At 61.1% G+C, this 21,237-nt stretch carries 25 protein-coding genes; 5 read left to right on the plus strand and 20 right to left on the minus strand.

Translation table 11 applies throughout. The features are described 5' to 3' along the window. Nucleotides 1–116 precede the first annotated feature (116 nt). From ACUN0G_RS28130 to ACUN0G_RS28180, 11 genes are all read right to left on the minus strand, one after another. Entirely contained in the window at nt 117–920 is an 804-nt protein-coding gene (locus tag ACUN0G_RS28130; RefSeq protein ID WP_445574933.1) for a hypothetical protein, read from the minus strand. A gap of 144 nt (nt 921–1,064) precedes the next feature. Beyond that, nucleotides 1,065–1,412 carry a DUF2493 domain-containing protein gene (locus tag ACUN0G_RS28135; RefSeq protein WP_010171459.1) on the minus strand — a complete coding sequence of 116 codons (348 nt, stop codon included), beginning with the start codon at nt 1,410–1,412 and terminating at the stop codon, nt 1,065–1,067. A gap of 31 nt (nt 1,413–1,443) precedes the next feature. Continuing rightward, a complete protein-coding gene (locus ACUN0G_RS28140) occupies nt 1,444–1,647 on the minus strand; it encodes a hypothetical protein (protein WP_421551713.1) in 204 nt (67 codons plus the stop codon). 138 nt (nt 1,648–1,785) lie between these two features. Then, nucleotides 1,786–4,500, minus strand: coding sequence for a magnesium-translocating P-type ATPase (gene mgtA, locus ACUN0G_RS28145; protein ID WP_445574934.1), 2,715 nt, complete (start codon nt 4,498–4,500; stop codon nt 1,786–1,788). Between the two features lie 246 nt (nt 4,501–4,746). Continuing rightward, a complete protein-coding gene (locus tag ACUN0G_RS28150) occupies nt 4,747–5,040 on the minus strand; it encodes a hypothetical protein (RefSeq protein ID WP_445574935.1) in 294 nt (97 codons plus the stop codon). Between the two features lie 630 nt (nt 5,041–5,670). Then, nucleotides 5,671–5,907: a hypothetical protein gene (locus tag ACUN0G_RS28155; RefSeq protein WP_445574936.1), complete on the minus strand. Its 237-nt coding sequence runs from the start codon at nt 5,905–5,907 to the stop codon at nt 5,671–5,673. 330 nt (nt 5,908–6,237) lie between these two features. Then, nucleotides 6,238–6,849: a LysE family transporter gene (locus ACUN0G_RS28160; RefSeq protein ID WP_445574937.1), complete on the minus strand. Its 612-nt coding sequence runs from the start codon at nt 6,847–6,849 to the stop codon at nt 6,238–6,240. Between the two features lie 170 nt (nt 6,850–7,019). Beyond that, entirely contained in the window at nt 7,020–7,811 is a 792-nt protein-coding gene (locus ACUN0G_RS28165) for an AraC family transcriptional regulator (RefSeq protein ID WP_445574938.1), read from the minus strand. An 80-nt stretch (nt 7,812–7,891) separates the two neighbouring features. Beyond that, nucleotides 7,892–8,362: an arsenate reductase ArsC gene (locus ACUN0G_RS28170; protein WP_445574939.1), complete on the minus strand. Its 471-nt coding sequence runs from the start codon at nt 8,360–8,362 to the stop codon at nt 7,892–7,894. A gap of 13 nt (nt 8,363–8,375) precedes the next feature. Further along, nucleotides 8,376–9,659 carry an arsenic transporter gene (locus tag ACUN0G_RS28175; protein WP_017480358.1) on the minus strand — a complete coding sequence of 428 codons (1,284 nt, stop codon included), beginning with the start codon at nt 9,657–9,659 and terminating at the stop codon, nt 8,376–8,378. 18 nt (nt 9,660–9,677) lie between these two features. After that, nucleotides 9,678–10,034, minus strand: coding sequence for a metalloregulator ArsR/SmtB family transcription factor (locus ACUN0G_RS28180; RefSeq protein WP_258346225.1), 357 nt, complete (start codon nt 10,032–10,034; stop codon nt 9,678–9,680). Between the two features lie 177 nt (nt 10,035–10,211). Here ACUN0G_RS28180 and ACUN0G_RS28185 point away from each other — a divergent pair, with 177 nt between their 5' ends. The 3 genes from ACUN0G_RS28185 (at nt 10,212) to ACUN0G_RS28195 (ending at nt 11,503) form a co-directional block, all read left to right on the plus strand. Further along, on the plus strand, nt 10,212–10,427 hold the full coding sequence (locus ACUN0G_RS28185) for a hypothetical protein (protein WP_003212603.1): 216 nt from the start codon (nt 10,212–10,214) through the stop codon (nt 10,425–10,427). Nucleotides 10,428–10,499: 72 nt separating this feature from the next. Beyond that, a complete protein-coding gene (locus tag ACUN0G_RS28190) occupies nt 10,500–11,195 on the plus strand; it encodes an AzlC family ABC transporter permease (protein ID WP_003212602.1) in 696 nt (231 codons plus the stop codon). Then, nucleotides 11,192–11,503: an AzlD domain-containing protein gene (locus tag ACUN0G_RS28195; protein ID WP_258346221.1), complete on the plus strand. Its 312-nt coding sequence runs from the start codon at nt 11,192–11,194 to the stop codon at nt 11,501–11,503. Before ACUN0G_RS28190 ends, ACUN0G_RS28195 begins: the two co-directional genes overlap by 4 nt. A 263-nt stretch (nt 11,504–11,766) precedes the next feature. On the opposite strand, the gene ACUN0G_RS28200 is transcribed toward ACUN0G_RS28195, so the two are convergent. Continuing rightward, a complete protein-coding gene (locus tag ACUN0G_RS28200) occupies nt 11,767–12,027 on the minus strand; it encodes a hypothetical protein (protein ID WP_017480362.1) in 261 nt (86 codons plus the stop codon). A 109-nt stretch (nt 12,028–12,136) separates the two neighbouring features. Here ACUN0G_RS28200 and ACUN0G_RS28205 point away from each other — a divergent pair, with 109 nt between their 5' ends. After that, on the plus strand, nt 12,137–12,490 hold the full coding sequence (locus tag ACUN0G_RS28205; RefSeq protein WP_258346219.1) for a hypothetical protein: 354 nt from the start codon (nt 12,137–12,139) through the stop codon (nt 12,488–12,490). A 141-nt stretch (nt 12,491–12,631) separates the two neighbouring features. Here ACUN0G_RS28205 and ACUN0G_RS28210 read toward each other — a convergent pair whose 3' ends face one another. The 7 genes from ACUN0G_RS28210 to ACUN0G_RS28240 all read right to left on the minus strand — a co-directional run bounded on the left by ACUN0G_RS28210 (nt 12,632) and on the right by ACUN0G_RS28240 (nt 19,361). Then, nucleotides 12,632–13,336 carry a YoaK family protein gene (locus ACUN0G_RS28210; protein ID WP_445574940.1) on the minus strand — a complete coding sequence of 235 codons (705 nt, stop codon included), beginning with the start codon at nt 13,334–13,336 and terminating at the stop codon, nt 12,632–12,634. Between the two features lie 77 nt (nt 13,337–13,413). Continuing rightward, on the minus strand, nt 13,414–14,442 hold the full coding sequence (locus ACUN0G_RS28215; protein ID WP_201142933.1) for a DNA topoisomerase IB: 1,029 nt from the start codon (nt 14,440–14,442) through the stop codon (nt 13,414–13,416). A gap of 203 nt (nt 14,443–14,645) precedes the next feature. After that, nucleotides 14,646–15,725 carry a molybdenum ABC transporter ATP-binding protein gene (gene modC / locus ACUN0G_RS28220; protein ID WP_445574941.1) on the minus strand — a complete coding sequence of 360 codons (1,080 nt, stop codon included), beginning with the start codon at nt 15,723–15,725 and terminating at the stop codon, nt 14,646–14,648. A 5-nt stretch (nt 15,726–15,730) separates the two neighbouring features. After that, nucleotides 15,731–16,411, minus strand: coding sequence for a molybdate ABC transporter permease subunit (gene modB / locus ACUN0G_RS28225; protein WP_076016198.1), 681 nt, complete (start codon nt 16,409–16,411; stop codon nt 15,731–15,733). After that, on the minus strand, nt 16,412–17,179 hold the full coding sequence (gene modA / locus ACUN0G_RS28230; protein WP_445574942.1) for a molybdate ABC transporter substrate-binding protein: 768 nt from the start codon (nt 17,177–17,179) through the stop codon (nt 16,412–16,414). It lies immediately after the preceding gene. Between the two features lie 128 nt (nt 17,180–17,307). Then, nucleotides 17,308–18,372 (minus strand): NAD(P)H-dependent flavin oxidoreductase, encoded by a 1,065-nt coding sequence (locus ACUN0G_RS28235; protein WP_445574943.1) that lies wholly within the window; start codon nt 18,370–18,372, stop codon nt 17,308–17,310. Nucleotides 18,373–18,482: 110 nt separating this feature from the next. Further along, nucleotides 18,483–19,361 carry an alpha/beta fold hydrolase gene (locus ACUN0G_RS28240; RefSeq protein WP_445574944.1) on the minus strand — a complete coding sequence of 293 codons (879 nt, stop codon included), beginning with the start codon at nt 19,359–19,361 and terminating at the stop codon, nt 18,483–18,485. Between the two features lie 176 nt (nt 19,362–19,537). On the opposite strand from ACUN0G_RS28240, the gene ACUN0G_RS28245 reads away from it, so the two are divergent. Next, nucleotides 19,538–20,122, plus strand: coding sequence for a CGNR zinc finger domain-containing protein (locus ACUN0G_RS28245; RefSeq protein ID WP_445574945.1), 585 nt, complete (start codon nt 19,538–19,540; stop codon nt 20,120–20,122). 6 nt (nt 20,123–20,128) lie between these two features. Here the strand turns inward: ACUN0G_RS28245 and ada are convergent, their stop codons facing one another. Next, nucleotides 20,129–21,193, minus strand: a complete 1,065-nt coding sequence (gene ada, locus ACUN0G_RS28250) for a bifunctional DNA-binding transcriptional regulator/O6-methylguanine-DNA methyltransferase Ada (RefSeq protein WP_445574946.1) — start codon at nt 21,191–21,193, stop codon at nt 20,129–20,131. Nucleotides 21,194–21,237 lie beyond the last annotated feature (44 nt).

Below are 21,237 nucleotides of genomic sequence, written 5' to 3' on the forward strand. Positions count from 1 at the left end.
CCCTCTCAGAGCGCTACGTTCATTCAGATTGAATCAAACCGTCAGTTTTGGGGCTGCTGCGCAGCCCAACGGGGGACAAGCCCCCTCGCCACAGGCGGTGTACATATCTTGAGTTGTTAGAACCGCAGCGTGGCTCCCGTCGTGAGCCACTGATGTTGATCCCCGATCAAACTGCGTCCCACCACCAGGTCCACATCCACATTCTTGCCGATGTGTAGCCTTGGCCCCGCCTGCCACGCCTGGTCGCCACCTTGCTGGCCGTAACGTTCGGCGATCAGCGTCAGCGAGTCCATCACGCTGTATTCAAACCCGGTGCCCCAGGTCGGCCGATGAGTCTGGTCGCCGTCGTTGTAGGCATGGCTCCAACCCGCGTTGAAGTTCAGCCGCAGGGCCTCTAACGGCTGCCAGGTAAACGGTACGTTCAAGTCCGCGCCATCAAACGAATGCTGACGGTTCAATGCGTAATGCACGCCGGCAGACGCGGCCAGTTCCAGGCCCAGGTCTTCCCGGGTCCACAGCTGGGCCTTGAGCTGCGGATTCACCTGGGTTTCCCCATCGCCATCATGGTTGGCCCGTGACACGGCGGCGGTCCATTGCAACCAGGGAATGGCAGCGGCGGTGCAAGCGGGCGAAAGGGTTTCGCTGTGGGTGGAGCCGTCGTGTCGATTGGCGGAGAACCAGGCGTCGACATTGCATTCGCCCGGGGCATTGATCGCGCCATCGTCGACCATGTAGGAGCCGCCGGCCGCATTGGCATTCGACATCAGGCTGAGTACCAGCACGATGCCCGCCGTCACGCCGACGAAAATCAGGTTGCGCCGCACCGCCCGACGCTTGGAAGCGGGCAGGGGGTGAAAGGTTACGTGGGTGCTGCGGTTGCGGTATTTGGCGAAACCGTCAGGGGTGTGTTTCTTGTACATGGTGAACCTCGATCAACAGCCGGTGGCGTGTCCCGACCGGACTTGGCAGGGACGCGCCGTGATTCAAATGGAAAAAGGTGTGCAACGAGATGCGGCTACAACTGGGTTCTTCGTTCATGTCCGGATGCTCCAATAAGGGTTGATTCAGCTGTCTACGGTCAGCACATGGATGCCACAGGCCTTGGCCTGGCTCACCAGTTCCGAGGTGTCGTCGCCGCCGGGCAGCGCGATGATCACGTCGGGGCGGCTGTCAGTGAGCATGAACTGGTTTCGGTGACGCTCGGCTTGCTTGCCATGGCGTTGCCAGTTGGGTGGGTAACGCACCACGTCCACTCCCGTTTCCCGTGCCCAGTCCTCCACGTCGCTGCCCAGGAACTGACTGCCGCCGTGGATCAACACCTGCACCGGGCGCAAGCGGTGATAGGCATCCAGCACCTGGCGGGACATTTTTGTATCGGCGTAATGACGACCTGCACAGATCAAGACGCGCATGGTGTTGTTTCCTTGTATTGCGTATTGCCATTTATCGACGCGGGCGCAGTAAGCGGATGCATGTGCTGTTCAAGCTGCTGGAGAAACCCAGCATGAAGCGCATTTCCACGGCACTGAGCACGTTGCGCGCGTAGAGCCGCACGCCCAGCACCATCACCGCCTTGGCGGCCTGGGCCAGGGCGAACACCAATACGGCGCGTGTGGCGTTGTCGAGGTAGCTCATGAGTGTTTTCATCGCCTCTCTCCATCAAAGGCTGCGGTTACTGTAGGAGCGAGCTTGCTCGCGAAAAACCCGAGAGCACTGCGTTTAGCCAGGACACCCGCGTTATCGTTAACGACCTTCGCGAGCAAGCTCGCTCCTACACAGAGCCGATCAGTACCACTGCTTGAAGCGGCGGATGTAGAGGGTTTTCATCAGTTGAGCCACGCAGCAGTAGGCGACCAGAGTGCCCACCAGCCATGGGAAATACGCCAGTGGCAGCGGTTGCAGGCCGACCATCGCGCCCAGCGGCGAGAACGGTACGTAGATGCCCAGCGCGATCACGATGCAGGTCATCATCATCACCGGCCATGCGGCGTTGCTCTGGAAGAACGGGATCTTGCGGGTGCGCAGCATATGTACCACCAAGGTTTGCGAGAGCAGCCCCTCGATGAACCAGCCGGACTGGAACAGGGTCTGCATTTCCACGCTGTTGGCCGAGAACACGTACCACATCAGGGCAAAGGTGGTCATGTCGAAGATCGACGAGGTCGGCCCGATCCAGATCATGAAGCGGCCAATGTTTTTCGCGTCCCACTTGCGTGGTTTGGCCAGGTATTCCTTGTCCATCTTGTCCCACGGCAAGGCCAGCTGGGAGATGTCGTACATCAGGTTCTGCAGCAGCAGATGGATCGACAGCATCGGCAGGAACGGAATGAACGCACTGGCCACCAGCACCGAGAACACGTTGCCGAAGTTGGAGCTGGCGGTCATGTTCAGGTACTTCATGATATTGCCGAAGGTCTCGCGGCCTTTCAGCACGCCTTCTTCCAGCACCATCAGGCTCTTTTCCAGCAGGATGATGTCGGCGGATTCCTTGGCAATGTCCGTCGCGCTGTCCACCGAGATACCCACGTCGGCGTCCCGCAGGGCCGGTGCATCGTTGATGCCGTCGCCGAGGAAACCCACGGTGTGGCCGTTGGACTGCAAGGTCTTCAGTACTCGCGATTTCTGCAGTGGCGTCAGCTTGGCGAAGACGGTGCGTTCCTCAACCCGCAGCTTGAGGGTGGCGTCGTCCATCGCTTCGATTTCCGTCCCGAGCAACGGTACGCCAGGCTCCAGGCCGACCTGACGGCAGATCTTGCTGGTGACGATGGCGTTGTCGCCGGTGAGCACTTTGACCGCCACGCCAATTTCGCGCAGGGCAGCAATCGCCGGACCTGCGGTTTCCTTTGGCGGATCGAGGAAGGTCAGGAAGCCACGGATCACCAGGTTGCGTTCATCGGTTGTGGTGTACTGCTTGCGTGCGACGGCCTTGGGAATATTGCGGGTGGCCAGCACCAGCACCCGGAAGCCGTCCTCGTTGTAGTCCTGGGCAATCGCCAGCAACTCGTTACGACGACGATCATCCAGCTCGACGGCAACGTCACCTTCCATCACGTGGGTGGAAATGCTCAGCATCTCCTCGACCGCGCCCTTGCACACCAACAGGTGATCGTTTTGCGCGTCCTTGACCACAATCGACAGGCGACGGCGGATAAAGTCGAACGGCAGTTCATCCACCTTGCTGTAGGCGAACGGTATCTGGAACTTCGGGTTCTGCTCCGAGAACTGGACGACCGCCTGATCCATCAGGTTCTTCATGCCGCTTTGGTGATGGCTGTTGAGCCAGGCCAGGGTCAGCACCGAATCATCACGGTTGCCGAAGGCGTTGACGTGGTGCTCGAGGATGATCTTGTCCTGGGTCAGGGTGCCGGTCTTGTCGGTGCACAGCACGTCCATCGAACCGAAGTTCTGGATCGCGTTGAGGCGCTTGACCACCACCTTGCGCTTGGCCATGGCGGTTGCGCCCTTGGCCAGGTTGGCGCTGACGATCATCGGCAGCATTTCCGGGGTCAGGCCTACTGCGACCGCCAGGGCGAACAGCAAGGCATCGCTCCAGTCACCTTTGGAGAAACCGTTGAGGAAGAACACGATCGGCGTCATCACCAGCATGAAGCGGATCAGCAGCCAGCTGACGCTGTTCACCCCGCGGTCAAACGCGGTTTGCACCCGGGAGCCGACAATCGCCTTGGCCAGGGAGCCAAAGTAGGTGCGCGGGCCGGTGGCAACCACCACGGCTTGCGCCCGGCCACTGACCACGTTGGTGCCCATGAAGCAGATGTTCGGCAGGTCCAGCAGGTTGCCCTGGTCGGCCGCCGTGGAAGTGGCGGATTTTTGCGTGACGTCCCCGAGGGTGTCGTACTTCTCCACCGGCAAGGCTTCGCCAGTCAGCACGGCCTGGCTGATGAACAGGTCGCGGGACTCGATCAGGCGGATGTCGGCCGGGATCATGTCGCCGGCAGACAGCTGCACGATATCGCCGGCCACCAGGTCGCGCATCGGCACTTCCCGCAGGGTCGGCTTGGAGCCTACTTGCTCGCGGCGCAACACGGTGGCGGTGGTGCGCACCATGGCCTTCAAGGCCTCGGCGGACTTGGCCGAACGGTGTTCCTGCCAGAACCGCAGCAGGCTGCTGAGCATGACCATGGTCATGATAATGATGACTTTGGTCAGGTCGGCTTCTTCACCTTCCTGCAGGGGCAGCCAGTAGTCGGTGACGAAGCTGATGGCACCCAGGGTCAGCAGCACGTAGATGAACGGGTTGTTCAGTGCCTGGAGGAATTGCACGATGGCGTGAGGCGGCTTGTCGTGGGCCACCTCGTTGTAGCCTTCACGTTGCAGGCGAGCAGAGGCATCCAGTTCGGTCAGGCCATCCTTGGTTGCCCGGACATTGGCGAGGGTTGCCGAGAGGCCGTTCTGGGCTTCGCGGGCGGCACGCATCGACAGTTTGGTGTCGGTGTCCGTGCCGTTTTTCTTGTGCGGTTTCGGGTTTTTTACTGCGCTCATTGTGTGTACTCCTGTCGCCAATTTTTCGACAAAACATACCCGGTACTTACCTGATGACAGGCGAGCGAAAGCATGCCGAGTCGCTGACTGCGCGATCGGTTTAAATAAAGTGTTGGGTAACTTTCTACAGGCCCGCTAACAGCGCGTTAGTTAACTAGCGCGCAGCGGGCTACTACTGGCTTCGTCCATAGAGAACTCCAGCTAAACAATTAACGGATCATCAGGAAGTTGCTGTTTCCAGCCGGCTTACGCCGCGCGAGCGTCCACGTAGAGGCTCAGCATCAGGTTCGCTTGCGCGACCAGGCTGGAAACGTCCCGTCTCTGTGGGTCTTGAGGGTCGGCGTGGTCCCATTGCTGGACCAGGTGGCCGGTGGTAGGGCAGATATGCCAGTGCGCCCGGGGAGCGGGGCACACGCGGGGGGAAGAGGTAGCAAAGGCGCTGCGGGTAGGGGAAAAGCCTACGGGCTCGCGGCACAATTTGGCACGCAGGGCCGCAGCCAGCGTACGCAGGTCAGGCAAAACAATCAGTTGAAAGGTCATAACACACCTCGGGACCGGACTGGCATCCGGTGAGGCAGTTACGTTGGAGCGTCAGGCTCTAGCGCAGCTTACTCGGCCGGAAAGGCGAGTCCCGTCATTTTTTCTGGGTTTGGCGCCCGATTTGCCGCATTCACGGTGATCGGACAGCGACTAGATACTGTGTCCATTGGCTTCTTTTGTGAGGTTGAAAAATGGCCCTGAGTTGCAGGCACGGGGAATTTACTCAGGCAGTTGCCGGATGTCAACGGTTAATGACTTAATTTGTTACTGGTTCAGAGTTTGTTCAGATAGATGGTGGGGGGAAGTTGGTGTGGTAAGTGTATTTGTTGATAAAGATTTTTGTCTGATGGGTAGAGGGATGTACATATCCGTTATTTGGGTAACGGCCGCCTAGGGTTCCGCTCTTACAGCGGCTCACTTTTGAAGAGCGCAAAAGTAAGCAAAACGCTCTTGCCCCACCACTCGGCTCCTCGCCTAGGCTCGGAGTGCCCTCACTCCGGCTTTGGACCGTGGGCCGCCGTCATGGGCCATCCTTGGCCCAGGACGGCTAACCTGGCGTCCTGCCAGGTTACCCACGCTCCAAAGCCTGCGTTCGGCCAGCGTGGTTTAACGGGGCGCCTAAGATCAAGATCAAAAGCAGATCAAGAGCACAGCGGCCTCCCGGCCGGCTTGAGTGTTAAAAGCCAAATCAAAATCTAAAGCGGGCACGGTCCAAAAAATGTGGGAGCGGGCTTGCTCGCGAAGGTCGTTAACGATGACGCGGGCATCCTGGATGAACGCGGCGCTCTCAGGTTTTTCGCGAGCAAGCCCGCTCCCACAGAAAAGCAGATTTGTTTTCGCTCTGGTCTTTGCTTTTGCTTTTAACACTCAAGCCGGCCGGGAGGCCGCTGTGCTCTGCTTTTGATCTGCTTTTGATTTTGATCTGCGGGCCCCGTCAACCACGATGGCCGCAAGCAGGCACGGTGGAGCGGGTAAATCGGCAGGGAAGCCGATTTAGCCGCGCCGGGCCATGGATGGCCCGTCGCGGCGGCCCGCGGAGCCGTGCCGGAGTGCGGGCATGCCGAGCCTAGGCGAGGCACCGAGTGGTGGGGCAAAGACCTTTTGGTTACTTTTGGGGCGTTTGCCAAAAGTGACCCGCTGTAAGAGCGGAACCATAAGCCGCCGTTACCCAAATAACGGATATGTACTCAATCCCCCTCAAATCCCCCGCAAAGCCAGAACCGCCAGATACAGCAGCACCACACCGCAAGCGCCATAGCTAACTCTCTGCCACATAGGCGACGCATTCTGGCGCAACAGGTTGACCAACGCCGCAATCAAAAAGCACGAAAGCACCGAAGCCACCATGAACCCCGCAAAAAACATCAGCGTCTGCCCATGGCTCGGCGTCGCCCCGACTATCCCCGACAGCGCGCTGCCCAAGGCCCCCCAATAGACAATGTTCTTCGGATTGGCCAGGGAAATCGCGGCCCCTACCATCAGCGCATTCTGCCCGGACCTGGCCGGCGCACTGTCGGCTTCCGGCAGCCGCCAGGCATCCATCAAGCTACGCACCCCGAGCCACGCCAGATACAACCCGCACACCGCCGTCAGCGGCACCCGCACCGACTCATGCTGGACCAACAACGCCATGCCCGTCAGCCCGATCACCGCCCACACCGCATCGCCCACCAGCGAGCCAACCTGCACCAACAACGCAGGCGTAAACCCGTGCAATAACCCACGGCGCAGGGTTTCCGCCAGTACCGCCCCCGGAGACAAGCAAAACACAAACCCAAACACCAGCGCCGAAAAAAAGATCGTCAACATGCGCAACACCCATGTAGGAGCGAGCTTGCTCGCGAAGAAATCACAGACACCGCAGAGCACCAGGCTTCCCGCGTCATCGTTAACGACTTTCGCAAGCAAGCTGGCTTCTACAGTGAATGCCGGCATTTTAGGGAAGGGCGCGTAAGTCGTCTTGAACCAGATTGCGCTTTTCAGCCCTTGAGCACGCTTTGATAGCGCCCCGGCGTAATGCCGTAGGCCGCACGAAAATGCCGGTTCAGATGGCTCTGGTCAGCAAATCCCAGGGTGTGAGCCACCTGCGACGCAGCAATGCCTGAGCGCAACAGCCCCTTGGCGCGACGGGTGCGCAGTTGCATCGCCCACTGGCGCGGACTCAGCCCGGTTTCTTTCTGAAAGGCCCGCAGCAGATGGAATTTCGACAGGCCCAACTCATCACCCAGGGTATCGAGGGCCACGGCCTGATGCAGGTTTTCAGCCAGCAATTCCTGGGCCTTGATCACCACCCCGCGACCCACCGCCGTGCTGCCAGGCAACCGCACGCCACTGCAACTGACCACCTCACCCAGCAGCACCACCAAGGCGTCCTCACTTAGCGCTCTGGTCAGCGGATCGGCACTCAACGAACCCTCAATCGCACCGGCCAGTTTCATCGCCAGTTCCGGCTGGAAGCACAGCGAACGGTCGAATTCCAGGTGTGCCAGACCCAGGTCAGCTGCCAATTGATCGGCAGTCGCATACAGGCTGACAAACCGCCACGGCTGCCCCTCGGCCGCGCCGCCGCCCTGAATCTGCCCCGGGTTGTACAAGGTGATACTGCCGGGGCCGGCCTCGAAGGTACGGCGGTCCAGCCACACCTGCTCCTCGCCGAGCAGGTTGACGCCGATCACGCATTCATCATGGCTGTGGCGGGCAAATGTCAGGCCAGTGCAGGCGGTGCTGCTGACTTCGTAGTTGCCCAGCCAGGCGTGCTGCATGGAACTCATTGAGGGGGCTCGCAGGGACGGTTGCCCGCGAGCATACGCCGGAAAAGGGCTTCAGATCGACTCGTCGACAGGCTCTGCGGTTATAGCGCAGCGATGCGATCAAGCTCGGCCTTGAGTTCAACGGGATTCAGGCTGGCGAACGGAATCTCGAAAAAAGCCCGGCAGCGCCGTTCAATGATTTCCAGCGTGGAGCGGAACGCGGCGTCGACCTGGGCTTCATCGCCTTGAACATCCGATGGGTCCTCCAACCCCCAATGTGCCTTGATGGCCGGGCCGAAATACACCGGGCAGGCTTCTCCGGCGGCCTTGTCGCACACGGTGATGACGACGTCCGGCGGGCTGCCTTCAAAGGCGTCGTTGCCCTTGCTGTACAAACCTTCGGTGCTGATGCCGGCGGCCTTCAGGGTGGTCAGGCTGCGGGGCAGCACCTGGCCCTTGGGGAAACTCCCGGAGCTGATGGCCTGGAAACCTTGCGGCGCCAGATGGTTGAACAAGGCTTCCGAGAGAATGCTGCGGCAGCTGTTGGCGGTGCACATGAACAGGACTTTCATCAAGCGGACTCCGTCAGAAACTCAGGCGCAGGGCGAGGGCGGCGAGGGTGATCAACAGCACCGGCAAGGTCAGCACGATCCCGACCTTGAAGTAGTAACCCCAGGTGATGCTGATGCCTTTGCGCGCCAGGATGTGCAGCCAGAGCAAGGTCGCCAGGCTACCGATGGGGGTGATTTTCGGGCCGAGGTCGCTGCCGATCACGTTGGCGTAGATCATCGCGTCCTTGACCACGCCTACCGCGTGGCTGGCTTCGATGGAAAGCGCACCGATCAGCACGGTTGGCAGGTTGTTCATTGCCGAAGACAGCAGGGCAGTGAGTACACCGGTGCCCAATGCCGCGCCCCACACGCCGTAACCGGCGAAGGTGTCGAGCCAGGTCGCGAGGTAGTTGGTCAGCCCGGCGTTGCGCAGGCCGTAGACCACCAGGTACATGCCCAGGGAGAAGATCACGATCTGCCAGGGCGCTTCTTTCAGCACCTTGCGCGTGGAAATCTTGTGGCCCTTGGCGGCGATCACCAGCAGCAAGGTGGCGCAGGCGGCGGAAATTGCACTGATGGGAATGCCCAGCGGTTCCAGGGCAAAACAGCCCACCAGCAGAATGCCCAGTACCCACCAGCCGGCGAGAAACGTTGCACGGTCGTGGATCGCGCTGGCAGGGTCGTCGAGGTCGGCCGGGTCGTAGGTTTGCGGAATATCGCGGCGGAAAAACCACATCAATACCGCGAGGGTCGCGGCGACGCTTACCAGGTTTACCGGAACCATCACGGCGGCGTATTCGTTGAAGCCGATCTTGAAGTAGTCGGCCGATACGATGTTTACCAGGTTGGAGACCACCAGCGGCAGGCTCGCGGTGTCGGCGATAAACCCGGCGCCCATGACGAACGCCAGGGTTGCCGCCGGAGAGAAGCGCAACGCCAACAGCATCGACATCACGATGGGCGTGAGGATCAGCGCCGCGCCGTCGTTGGCGAACAGGGCCGACACCAGCGCACCCAGCAGCACCATATACGCGAACAACCGCCGACCGCGTCCACGTCCCCAGCGCGCCACATGCAAGGCGGCCCAGGCAAAAAAGCCCGCCTCATCCAGCAACAGGCTGATGACGATCAGCGCGACGAACGTCCCGGTGGCATTCCAGATGATGTGCCACACCACCGGAATATCCGCCAGGCTGATAACCCCACACGCCAGGGCCAGGATTGCACCCATCGTGGCGCTCCAGCCTACACCCAGGCCCTTGGGCTGCCAGATGACCAGGATGATGGTGAACAGAAAGATAGCAACGGCAACAAGCATGAAAAGCTCTCCGCAGGATCAGCAGCAGGCGCTGGCCCGTTGTGGTCGGTCGCCCATGGTGTCCAGACGCTGGGCGTCTGTGTTTAACCAGGCTTGGTTGGCTTGCAGGGTGACGTCGAGCACCGCCGTCACCCACTCAGGTAATACAGGATTGAGGCGGTAATAAATCCACTGGCCCTGGCGACGGTCCAGCAATAACCCGCAACTGCGCAGTTGCGCCAGGTGGCGGGATATTTTCGGCTGACTGTCGTCCAGAGCATGGATCAACTCGCACACACAAAGTTCGCCTTCACGCAGGATCAACAACGTCATCCGAGCGCGGGTGGCGTCGGCCAGGCATTTGAAGACGTTGGGTGGGGAGAAGAGATCTGACATGGTCAGCGGCCTCATACATATGGAAATACGAATATACGTATTTCCATATGTGTCGGTCAAATTCTGTTTCGATTGACCTGCGTCAACGGCCGGACAATCGACGACAAGTGGTTGAAATTAAACTGAAACACAAATGTCCTAAAGTGCCTGCCCATTGGTGATGAAGGAAGAAAACGTGTGACCCGTGCCACTCGCAACCTGCGCAAGACCCTTGATTCCGTCGCGGACAATAACGAAACCGCGGCCTTTGACCTGATGCGCGCCGTCGAAAAGCTCAGCGATGAAGTGCTGCGCCAGCGTCTGCTCAATACCATCCACCGGCTCAACCAGGACGCCCACGAACTGCGCGAAGCCCGGGATGCGGTGGAGCGGGTGTCGGTCAAACTGGCTTGAGCACGATCGTTCAAGACAATCCCTGATACCGCTGGCATGCTTGTCGACTGACTGTCGATGAGCCTGTTGTGTATGCCTAACGCCCTGCCTCTGAACGCCTTTTCCCGTGGCGCGATTGCGATCATTCCATTGTCCCTGGCCTGTGCGCCCTGGGGATTGCTGGCCGGTTCCACCGCAATTGATGCCCAATTCACGCCGCTGGAAGCCCAAGGGCTGTCGACCATTGTGTTTGCCGGTGCCGCCCAACTGGTGGCCATCGGTATGGTCAAGAGCGGCGCCAGCCTGATTTCGATCCTGCTGACTACCTTGCTGCTGACCTCTCAGCATTTGCTCTACGGCATGCACATGCGTCCCACGCTGTCGCCGCTCAAACCACGGTGGCGCATGAGCCTGGGCTTTTTGCTGACCGACGAATTCTTCGCCCTGGTCAGCCAATATGACCGCCAGACCTTCAACCGCTGGTACGCCCTGGGCGTCGGCCTGACGTTCTATATCATCTGGAACGTCTTTACCTTCGCCGGCATCGTGCTCGGCAAAAGCATTCCCGGGCTGGATCAACTGGGCCTGGAATTCTCGATTGCCGCGACCTTTATCGCCCTGATCACCCCGGTGGTACGCGACGTGCCAACCATCGTCTGCGTCGCCGTGTCGTTGCTGTGCTCGGTATGGCTGAGCTACTTGCATTGGGAGTCGGCGGTGGTGGTGTCCGGTGTGCTGGGGATGAGCGCAGGGTTTGCCTGCAAGCGGCTGGGAGTAGGGCAGCAATGATCTTCGTGATGATTTTTGGCATGGGCCTGATCGTGTTTCTCAACCGCTACCTGTTTCTCGAGCCGCGCCTGCCGGTGCGCCTCAATCGCGGGGCACGGGAGTTTCTCGGGTTTGCCGTACCGGGGATGCTCACCGCCATCTGTGGACCGATCATTTTTCTGGCTGACCACACGCTCAACCTGAGCCTGGGCAACCCTTACCTGCTGGCCGGGGTGTGCGCGGTGGCGTTGATGTTCTGGACCCGCAGCGTGCTGATCACTGTGTTGCTGAGCATGGCACTGTTCTATCTGTTCCGCTGGCTGCTCTAACCCGCAAACTCCCCCCCCGTAGCAGCTGTCGAGCCCCAGCGAGGCTGCGTTGGCAGCACCTCCATTACCAGCCAGGCGCTGAACCGAGGCGCGCCTGACGCAGCCTCGCTTGGGCTCGACAGCTGCTACGGGGGGCGCAAAACCAAGGCAAAAAAAAGCCTGCGGGAGGGCAGGCTGGAAGGGAGACTTCTTAAAAATGAGCCTGCCGACTATAGGCGGCAAGGTCTCCCTTCACAGTGAAACAAAGTTCATGAATCTGTCAGCTATTCAGCAACCGGGCTGGCGGGTTTCTTGTTGGCTTTGGCCTCGGCCGCCAGGCATTCCAGGGCGAACTGCTCGGTGTAGGTCATCTGGATCGGGGTGCTTTCGCCTTTGACGGTGCGCTCGCCGTCCAGGATGTAGCGGATGCGCTTGTCGGTCACGCCGATGCGTTTGGCGATCCACGAAGGCGTTTGGCCGATGCGGCTGATCAGCTTGTCGGCGTAGTCGGTGGAGGGGTTGTAGCGCTCGGCGTTGGGTGTCATGGGGGTTCCGGGTAAAAGCGGGTTCGTAAGTAGGCGGCAGGGTGACGCAATTATCATTCGGTGTCGCCTGCTAATGGTACAGTCGCGTTTTTTCCAAGGAAGCTTCGGTATGCGGATGGTGGTAATTGGCGCTTTGGTACTGGCATCGCTGGCCGGTTGCGCGGGCTCGAAGATGAAACAGGCGCGTACCGGTACGCCCTATAAAACCCTGGCCTCGGACAAGGCCCCGCTGGTGGTTGCCCAATGCATCCAGTTCGGCTGGCAGGACGAAGCGGTATTCGGCGTCGACGCCGGTGGCTTTATGGAGCCTGCACAGGCCGGTGGCTTCACCATCTACACCACGGCAGGTGATTACTTTGTCGACGTGCGCAGCGCCGGCGCGGGTGCCAGCGTGAACTATTACGCGGCCCAGGATGACTACCCGGCCAAGCGTCGCCTCGCCGCACTGGCGACTTGTCTCTAATCCGTTGCGTTAGAAAAGTTCAGAAATGCCCTGCGGACAGCTTCGCGGGCATTGTTTTAGTATTTTCCTGCTCGCCTGGCGTGACGGCTCTTTACCGGTACATGGACGTCGAGGCCGGAGCGTCGGGCGGGCAACTCGTTTCTAGCGTGGCATATACCCCAGGTGCCAGCGCCGGGGAATCTTCAGCGACACCAGCCCCAACAGCGCCGACAGCAACCCGCTGACCAGCAGCGCACGAATCCCCATGTGATGTTCCAGCAATGCACCGATCACCGCACCGGCAAACATCCCGGCCCAGGGGATCAGTTGCACGCGCCAGCCATTGCGGCGTTCACCCAGCATCCAGCGGCCCAGCCCGCGACCAAATCGCGACAGCGCCCCCGTGACATAAGTAAGCCCCACCGGTAATCCGTTCACCTCTTCGACGGCAGCATTCAGCATGCCCATGGCGATGATTGCCGCCAGCAATGACGGCAGTCGATCGTCGAACGGCCAGGCCGCGGCCCCGCACAGCAGGGTCGCAATGCATAGCAACAAAGGCAGGGCATGGCGCCGGCTGATGCGGCTGACCATCACGCCCAATGCATTGCCGGCGATAAACGTCGCCACCAGCAGCGTCAGGCGCGCGGTGAGGCCCAGGTCGCCCTCACTGATCGCCACGGCGAGGCGCGTGGTGTTGCCGCTCATGAACGAGACAAAATCCCCGCTGGCCATGAAACCAATGGCGTCGGTCATGCCCGCCAGCACGGAAAGGCTGGCCACCAGCATCAGCCCGACACGCCCGCGCCATTTGTGACGATGCAATAAGGCGGCGTTGGTGTAGGGCTTCAAGGATGAAGGCAGCATGGGGCCGGGTTCCTCGGTGAGATTATCCGGCCACTACCGTAGGACGCTTTGCGTTCGGCTGCAATGACTTGGGGCACTCACAGGCGTTCGGCCAGTTGCTCCAGAAACATCGCCAGCCCCACTTCCTCGGCTTTCAGGCCTTTGCGCACCCGGGGCTTGGGCAGCTTTGCCAGCTCGCCCAGGCTGAAATGCTCCAGCACGGCCGGGTGGATATAGCACTTGCGGCACACCGCCGGGGTGTTACCCAGTTGCTTGGCGACGTTCTTGACCATCTCCACCACATGCTTCTTGGCGTCGGATTCCGGCTGCCATTCAAGCTCGCGCAATACCGCCAACGCCAGGGCCGTGCCGGCCCAGGTGCGGTAATCCTTGGCGGTAAAATCCGCGCCGGTGAGGCTGTGCAGGTAGGCATTCACGTCGGTGGAACTGACCGTATGACGCTCGCCATTCTCGTCCAGGTACTGGAACAGGTTCTGCCCCGGCAATTCCAGGCAACGCTTGATCACCGTGGCCAGGCGTCGGTCCTTGACGGTGATCTGGTGCTCGATGCCGCTCTTGCCGCGAAACTGGAACAGGATCTCGCTGCCCTTGATGTCCACATGTCGGGTGCGCAGGGTCGTCAGGCCGTAGGAACGATTGTCCCGAGCATACTGAGTGTTGCCGACGCGGATCAGGGTGGCGTCGAGCAGCATCACCACCGTGGCCAGCACCTTCTCCCGATTGAACCCGGGCGCCGCGATCTGCGCTTCCAACTGCTTGCGCAACTTGGGCAACGCGCTGCCGAACTGTTGCAGACGGGAATATTTGTCGGTGTCACGCACTTCGCGCCAGCGCGGGTGATAACGGTATTGCTTGCGCCCCCGGGCATCACGGCCGGTCGCTTGCAGGTGGCCGCGCGGGTCGGCGCAGATCCACACATCGGTATAGGCCGGCGGCACCGCGAGGGCGTTGATGCGCTTGATTTCGTCGGCATCGGTTATGCGTGTGCCGTCGGCCTTGAAGTACTGGAATTTGCCCCGCAGCTTTTTCCGGGAGATCCCGGGCTGGGTATCGTCGACGTAATGCAGGTCGCGGGGCAGGTCGGCAAGCAACGCAGGATCGGGCATGGCGCAAATTCCTTGGCAGGTATTTCTGATTGACCGCAGGGTTTTGCGGTCGTGCCAACAAGTTTGCCCCCCCGTAGCAGCTGTCGAGCCCCAGCGAGGCTGCGTTGGCAGCACCTCCATTAACCAGCCAGGCGCTGAACCGAGGCGCGCCGACGCAGCCTCGCTGGGGCTCGACAGCTGCTACGGGAAGGGGTGTCGGGCAGTCAGGCCAGTACCGCCACCGCCTTGATTTGCGCCCACAGCGTCTGGCCGGGATGCAGTTGCAACTGGTCCCGTGAGTAGCGGGTGATGCGCGCCAGCAGCGGAGTGCCGGCCGCATCCAGGCTCACCAGCACATGGGCTGCGTTGTCCGCCGGGATTTCCTGGGTCACCGTCACCGGCAGGCGATTGAGGATGCTGCTGTGTTCCTCGGCCTGCAGGCTGAGGCTGACGTCTCGTGCCTGGATCTTGAAGCGCAACGGTTTGCCCAGCGCCAGCGGTGCGTGGGCCACGCGCATCTGCAATTGGCTCGCGGGCAGTTGCAGGGTCAGCAACTGGTAATGCTCATCGTAGGCGCAGACCGTACCGTTGATCACCACGCCGGCATCGTCGCCCAAGGCCATGGGCAGGTCCAGCCGGGCCAGGGTTTCGCCGATGGGGCCGCTGGCCAGGGCCTTGCCGTCGCTGAGCAACACGATGTGATCAGCCAGGCGCGCCACTTCGTCCTGGGCATGGCTGACGTACAGCACCGGGATCTCGAGCTCGTCGTGCAAACGTTCAAGGTACGGCAGGATTTCGCTTTTGCGTTTGCTGTCCAGCGCCGCCAGCGGTTCGTCCATCAGCAGCAGGCTCGGGCTGGTGAGCAGGGCGCGGGCGATGCCGACGCGCTGGCGTTCACCGCCGGAAAGGTGCTGCGGATGGCGGTCCAGCAAGTGGCCGATGCCCAGCAGCTCGGTGGCCTGGTCCAGCTCAACGCGGCGCTGTTGGCGTGGGATGCGCTTGAGGCCGAATTCCAGGTTGGCCAGCACCGACAAATGCGGGAACAGGCTGGCTTCTTGAAACACGTAGCCCAGGGCCCGCTTGTGGGGCGGCACGAACAGCCCTTTGCGGCTGTCTTGCCAGACTTCGTCGTTGATCCGCACGAAGCCCTCTTCGGCCCGTTCCAGCCCGGCGATGCAGCGCAGGCAGGTGGTCTTGCCGGAGCCGGAATGACCGTACAGCGCCGTCACCCCGCGACCTGGCAGTTGTAGGTCAACGTCCAGGGCAAACCCGGAATACTTCAGTTGCAGGCGCACCTCGATCATCGACATCAGCTCCAGCCCGCTTTGGTTTTACGGCTGGAGTAAAGCGCCAGCAACACCAGGAAAGAAAACACCACCATCGAGCCGGCCAGCCAGTGGGCCTGGGCATATTCCATGGCTTCGACATGGTCGTAGATCTGCACCGAGACCACCCGGGTCTTGTCTGGAATATTGCCGCCGATCATCAACACCACGCCGAACTCGCCGACGGTGTGGGCAAAACCGAGAATCGATGCCGTGATAAACCCCGGGCGCGCCAGGGGCAGGATCACCGTGAAAAATGTATCCCAGGGATTGGCCCGCAAGGTAGCGGCCACTTCCAGCGGTCGAGTACCGATGGCGGAGAAGGCGTTTTGCAACGGCTGCACCACAAACGGCATGGAATAGATCACCGAGCCAATCACCAGCCCGGCGAAGCTGAAGGTCAGGGTGCCCAGGCCCAGCCATTGGGTGAACTGGCCGAAGTAGCCGTTGGGCCCCATGGTCAACAGCAGGTAGAAGCCGATCACCGTGGGTGGCAACACCAACGGCAAGGCCACCACCGCGCCAATGGGGCCGCGCCACCAGGAGCGGGTGCGCGACAGCCACAGGGCGATCGGAGTGCCGATGATCAGCAGGATCACCGTGGTCAGGGACGCCAGCTTCACGGTCAACCAGATCGCGGAAAAATCGGCACTCGACAGCGGCATTTACAGTTCGTACCCGTAGGACTTGATGACCGAGGCGGCTTTCGGACCTTTCAGGTATTCAACCAGGGCCTTGGCAGCGGCGCTGTCCTTGCCCTTGTTGAGGATCACCGCATCCTGCTTGATTGGGTCATGCATCGACGACGGCACGATCCAGGCGGAACCGCTGGTGACTTTGCCGTCCTTGTAAATCTGCGACAGCGCTACAAAACCCAGCTCGGCATTGCCGGTGGACACGAACTGATAGGCCTGGGTGATGTTCTGGCCTTCCACGATCTTGTCCTTGACCTTCTCGGTCAAGCCTTCCTTCGCCAGTACCTGGGTGGCGGCCAGGCCGTAAGGCGCGGCTTTCGGGTTGGCGATGGACAGGTGCTGGAATTGGTTTTTCTTCAGCACTTCGCCCTTGGCATCCACATAACCTTCCTTGGCCGACCACAGCGCCAGGGTGCCTACTGCGTAGGTAAAGCGCGAGCCCTTGACGGTATCGCCTTCGGCTTCGAGTTTCTGCGGGGTGGTGTCGTCGGCGCTGAGGAACACCTCAAACGGCGCGCCGTTCTTGATCTGGGTGTAGAACTGGCCGGTGGCACCGTAGGCGGCGACCAGCTTGTGGCCGGTGTCTTTTTCAAAGTCGGCGGCAATTGCCTGGATCGGTGCGGTGAAGTTGGCGGCCACGGCCACCTGGACTTCATCGGCATTCGCCGAGGACAAGGCAAACGCGGCGATCAGGGTAGCGAGGGCCGTGGGGGCCAGGCGTGAGGCGCGAATCATCATCAAGAAGCTCCTTGGGGGATTACCGACTTTGCGGCTTGTTATAGGCAGAAGGGCGTACCGCTATGTATGGGAATATATAGCGGTTGGCCACTGCCGGTACAGTGCAAAGTTGTCCCGGGAGTTCAGGTTCAGCGTCGGCCGAGTTTTTCCAGGGTCTGCGCGGCCAGCTCCAGCGTCAGGTCATAAGTGGAGATGTCCTTGCCAAGGCGCAACGCCTGGCCCGACCACAAGTTACTGAAGCCGGCTTCATCCTTGGCTTTGAGTGGCATCAACGCACCGCCAGACAACGGAAACGCAGGTGCTGTCGGGTTGATCGCGCCCAGTTCTCGCATCACTCGGTTGATAATGCCCCGCGCCGGGCGGCCGGTGAACAGGTTGGTCAGCGCGGTTTCGCTGGCCTGGGCGTTGCGCAAGGCGTGGTGGTGGGACTTCGAGACGGTGGCCTCGGGGGTAAACAGGTACGCGGTGCCGATCTGTACCGCCGACGCGCCGAGGGCGAAGGCCGCGACGATGCCCCGCGCATCCCCGATGCCGCCGGCCGCAATCACCGGCACACTCACGGCGTCGACGATCTGCGGCACCAGCGCCAGTGTGCCGATCTGGCTATTCAGGTCGTCGCTGAGGAACATCCCGCGATGGCCGCCGGCTTCGAAACCCATGGCGATGATTGCGTCGCAGCCGTGCTGTTCCAGCCAGATGGCTTCTTCCACCGTAGTGGCCGACGACAGTATTTTCGCCCCGGTGGCCTTGACTCGGTCCAGCAGGTTTTTTTCCGGCAGGCCGAAGTGAAAACTCACCACTTCCGGACGGAATTCTTCGACCACTTTGCACGCAGCGTCGTTGAACGGCGCACGGTTGGAGACGGGCGTCGGGGCATCAAAGTCAGCGCCGAGTTCGCGGTAGTAAGTCTCCAGCAGGTTCTTCCACTGAAGGTCGCGATCAGCGTCTGGCGCCGGTGGCTGATGGCAGAAGAAATTCACGTTCAGCGGCCGCGAGCTGGCCTGGCGAATGATGGTCAGTGCTTCGCGCAACTGTTCGATGCTCAGGGTTGCTGCCGGCATCGAACCGAGGGCGCCGGCCTGGTTGGCGGCAATCACCATGGCGGTGGTCGTGGCATTCGCCATGGGCGCCTGGATGATCGGCAACTCAATGCCCAGCAGGTCAAGAATTCGGGTGTCTGGCCAGGTGCTCATGGGACGCTTCTCCAACGGTGGAATGCTGTGCCGTCGTTTTAGCAGGGCCATGCAGCACCAGGCCAGTCTGTTTTATTCACTGGACGAATCCAGTGTTTCATGGGCGCGCATCAGTCGATGGCGTGGCCCAGTACCGCATGAATCCGCTGGGCAATATGCGCGGCGTGGGTTTCCAGGGCGAAGTGGCCGGTGTCGAGCAATTCCACCACGGCGTTGGCGTTATCGCGTTTATAGGCATGGGCGCCCGGCGGGATGAAGAACGGATCGTTCTGGCCCCAGATCACCAGCGCCGGCACTTGCGTGGCCTTGAAAAAACCCTGGAACGCCGGGTACAGCGTCAGGTTGTTGCGGTAGTCGAGGAACAGGTCCAACTGGATTTCGTCATTGCCGGGTCGCTGCATCAGAAGCACATCGAGCATGTAGGACTCGGGCGCAACCAGCTCGGGCTGCGGGACGCCGTACAAATACTGATAGCGCGTACCTTCCAGGCTGATGACGGCGTTGCGAATCACCTCGCGATTGGCTGGGCTCGGCTCGGCCCAATAGGCGCGGATCGGATCCCAGGCGTCACCCAGACCTTCCAGGTAGGCATTGCCATTTTGCGATATCAGCGCGCTGACCCGTTCAGGGTGCGCCACTGCCAGGCGCAGGCCCACTGGTGCGCCATAGTCGAACACGTAGAGGGCATAACGGCTGAGCTGCAGGGCGTCGACGAAATGGCCGACGGTAATCGCCAGGTTATCGAAGCTGTAGTGGTAATGACGTTCGGCAGGCACTTCGGTGAAGCCGAAGCCAGGCAGGTCGGGGGCGATGACCCGGTAGCGGGTGGCGAGCAGCGGGATCAGGTCGCGGTACATATGGGACGAGCTGGGAAAACCGTGCAGCAGCAACAGCACGGGCGCAGACGGATCGCCGGCTTCGCGGTAGAACACGCGCACGCCATCGGCATCAACATGCTGGTAGCGCACAACGGGGGCTGAAATCGACATGATCGGAATTCTCTGTGTAACTGGATAAGTTGATTTGTTGGGTTACTGGTTTCGCAGGCTGCGCTCGAAAAAGTAACCTGTCAAATTAATTTAATAGGTTACCTATAGGTGTGTTTAGTAACTATCCAAAAGCAATATCAGCGGTTACGATGTCGCGGACTTGAAGAGGACTCGCCATGACCGCCACCACACCATCCCCGATGGAACCCCACGTGCTAGCCGACCATCCGGTGTTGGACATGCTCAACACCCTGGCGAATGTCGACGGTGTGCCCTTTGAATTCTGGCAAGGCGATGCCGATGTGCAGCGCTGGCTGGTGCGACTGGGCTGGTGCGAAGAGGGCGCGGCGCCGGTTTTCGAGGAGGGCGCTTTGCTGGGCGCGGCGCGGGGGCTGCGGGAAGTGATTCGCTTGTTGCTGGAACAGCGCAAGGCTGGGCAGCAGGGTGATCCTGCGGCACTGAATGCATTTTTGCGCAAGGCCGTCAGCCATCCGCAGCTGGCTTGGCCGGCGCCCGGGGAGTTGCGCCTGGAGCGCCAGCGCAAACAGCAAACCGCTGAGCAGTTCCTGGCGCCAATCGCCGAAGCCGCGGCGACGTTGCTGGTGGAAGGGGATTTCGGTTTGATCCGTACCTGCGAACATCCCGAGTGCGTGCTGTGGTTCTACGACCGGACCAAGGGCCACAAGCGTCGCTGGTGCAGCATGGCGCTGTGTGGTAATCGGCATAAGGTGGCCGAGTTTCGCAAGCGCAAACTCCTGTAGCCTTCTTCAGGATTCTGCCGGGCTTTCACGTGCCAGCAACTGCCGTTTGCGCTCCACGCCCCAGCGATAGCCCGAAAGGTCGCCATTGCTGCGCACCACGCGATGGCAGGGAATCGCCACCGCCAGGTTGTTGGCACCACACGCCTGGGCCACGGCGCGATAGGCCGTCGGGGCGCCGATGCGCTGGGCAATCTCGGCATAGCTGGCAGTGCAACCCACCGGGATTTCCCGCAAGGCCTGCCAGACCCGCTCCTGAAACGCAGTGCCGCGCAGATCCAGGGGCAAGTTCAGGCCCAGGGCCGGCGCCTCGATAAAGCCCACCACTTGGGCGATCAGTTGTTCGAAGTCGTGATCGGCGCCCAGCAGATTGGCGCGGGGAAACTGGTCCTGCAGGTCGCGCACCAGTTTGTCCGGGTCATCCCCCAGCAGGATCGCGCACACACCGCGATTGCTCTGCGCCACCAGAATTGCGCCCAACGAGCATTGGCCGACGGCAAACCGAATATCCGTATTGGTGCCACCGGCTTTGTAGTCGCCAGGCTTCATGCCGAGCAACTGGTCGGCGGCCTCATAAAAGCGGCTGTTGGAATTGAAGCCGGCGTCGTACAGCGCATCGGTCACCGAATGATGGCCCTTGAGCCCGTCGCGGACCTTGCGTGAGCGATGGGCGCTGGCGTAGCGCTTGGGTGTGAGGCCGGTCACCGCCTTGAACACCCGATGGAAATGAAACGGGCTCAAGCCGGCGAGAGTAGCCAGGTCTTCAAGGGCCGGCAGGGTTTCGGCCTGTTCGATGTGCCGGCAGGCGGCTGCCACGAGTTGCGCGTGGCGTGCGGCGACCTGTGTCTGGTCTCCCGAATAGCGCTTGTTGGGTCGGTAGCCTGCGGCTTCGGCCTGTTGCGGGGTGTCGAAGAACTCGACATTCTCCGGGCGCGGCCGCCGCGCGGAACTGCTGGGGCGGCAGTACACACCGGTGGTTTTTACGCCATAGACGAAGGTCAGGTCGGCCTTGGCGTCGCGGGCGACGATGGCGGCCCAGCGTGGGTCTTGTTCGGTGGCGTGGCGCGCGGTCATGGTGGTGGCTCCTGGTTGAAGAATGCCAGGTTAGTCCCCGGGGG

It is taken from the genome of Pseudomonas sp. 32A, from assembly GCF_052682255.1.

What these genes read in the sequence shown, in the direction of transcription:
- ACUN0G_RS28130 (WP_445574933.1), bottom strand. Translation starts at nt 920, where the DNA reads ATGTACAAGAAACACACCCCTGACGGTTTCGCCAAATACCGCAACCGC.
- ACUN0G_RS28135 (WP_010171459.1), bottom strand. Translation starts at nt 1,412, where the DNA reads ATGCGCGTCTTGATCTGTGCAGGTCGTCATTACGCCGATACAAAAATG.
- ACUN0G_RS28140 (WP_421551713.1), bottom strand. Translation starts at nt 1,647, where the DNA reads ATGAAAACACTCATGAGCTACCTCGACAACGCCACACGCGCCGTATTG.
- mgtA (WP_445574934.1), bottom strand. Translation starts at nt 4,500, where the DNA reads ATGAGCGCAGTAAAAAACCCGAAACCGCACAAGAAAAACGGCACGGAC.
- ACUN0G_RS28150 (WP_445574935.1), bottom strand. Translation starts at nt 5,040, where the DNA reads ATGACCTTTCAACTGATTGTTTTGCCTGACCTGCGTACGCTGGCTGCG.
- ACUN0G_RS28160 (WP_445574937.1), bottom strand. Translation starts at nt 6,849, where the DNA reads ATGTTGACGATCTTTTTTTCGGCGCTGGTGTTTGGGTTTGTGTTTTGC.
- ACUN0G_RS28165 (WP_445574938.1), bottom strand. Translation starts at nt 7,811, where the DNA reads ATGAGTTCCATGCAGCACGCCTGGCTGGGCAACTACGAAGTCAGCAGC.
- ACUN0G_RS28170 (WP_445574939.1), bottom strand. Translation starts at nt 8,362, where the DNA reads ATGAAAGTCCTGTTCATGTGCACCGCCAACAGCTGCCGCAGCATTCTC.
- ACUN0G_RS28175 (WP_017480358.1), bottom strand. Translation starts at nt 9,659, where the DNA reads ATGCTTGTTGCCGTTGCTATCTTTCTGTTCACCATCATCCTGGTCATC.
- ACUN0G_RS28180 (WP_258346225.1), bottom strand. Translation starts at nt 10,034, where the DNA reads ATGTCAGATCTCTTCTCCCCACCCAACGTCTTCAAATGCCTGGCCGAC.
- ACUN0G_RS28190 (WP_003212602.1), top strand. Translation starts at nt 10,500, where the DNA reads ATGCCTAACGCCCTGCCTCTGAACGCCTTTTCCCGTGGCGCGATTGCG.
- ACUN0G_RS28195 (WP_258346221.1), top strand. Translation starts at nt 11,192, where the DNA reads ATGATCTTCGTGATGATTTTTGGCATGGGCCTGATCGTGTTTCTCAAC.
- ACUN0G_RS28200 (WP_017480362.1), bottom strand. Translation starts at nt 12,027, where the DNA reads ATGACACCCAACGCCGAGCGCTACAACCCCTCCACCGACTACGCCGAC.
- ACUN0G_RS28205 (WP_258346219.1), top strand. Translation starts at nt 12,137, where the DNA reads ATGCGGATGGTGGTAATTGGCGCTTTGGTACTGGCATCGCTGGCCGGT.
- ACUN0G_RS28210 (WP_445574940.1), bottom strand. Translation starts at nt 13,336, where the DNA reads ATGCTGCCTTCATCCTTGAAGCCCTACACCAACGCCGCCTTATTGCAT.
- ACUN0G_RS28215 (WP_201142933.1), bottom strand. Translation starts at nt 14,442, where the DNA reads ATGCCCGATCCTGCGTTGCTTGCCGACCTGCCCCGCGACCTGCATTAC.
- modC (WP_445574941.1), bottom strand. Translation starts at nt 15,725, where the DNA reads ATGATCGAGGTGCGCCTGCAACTGAAGTATTCCGGGTTTGCCCTGGAC.
- modB (WP_076016198.1), bottom strand. Translation starts at nt 16,411, where the DNA reads ATGCCGCTGTCGAGTGCCGATTTTTCCGCGATCTGGTTGACCGTGAAG.
- modA (WP_445574942.1), bottom strand. Translation starts at nt 17,179, where the DNA reads ATGATGATTCGCGCCTCACGCCTGGCCCCCACGGCCCTCGCTACCCTG.
- ACUN0G_RS28235 (WP_445574943.1), bottom strand. Translation starts at nt 18,372, where the DNA reads ATGAGCACCTGGCCAGACACCCGAATTCTTGACCTGCTGGGCATTGAG.
- ACUN0G_RS28240 (WP_445574944.1), bottom strand. Translation starts at nt 19,361, where the DNA reads ATGTCGATTTCAGCCCCCGTTGTGCGCTACCAGCATGTTGATGCCGAT.
- ACUN0G_RS28245 (WP_445574945.1), top strand. Translation starts at nt 19,538, where the DNA reads ATGACCGCCACCACACCATCCCCGATGGAACCCCACGTGCTAGCCGAC.
- ada (WP_445574946.1), bottom strand. Translation starts at nt 21,193, where the DNA reads ATGACCGCGCGCCACGCCACCGAACAAGACCCACGCTGGGCCGCCATC.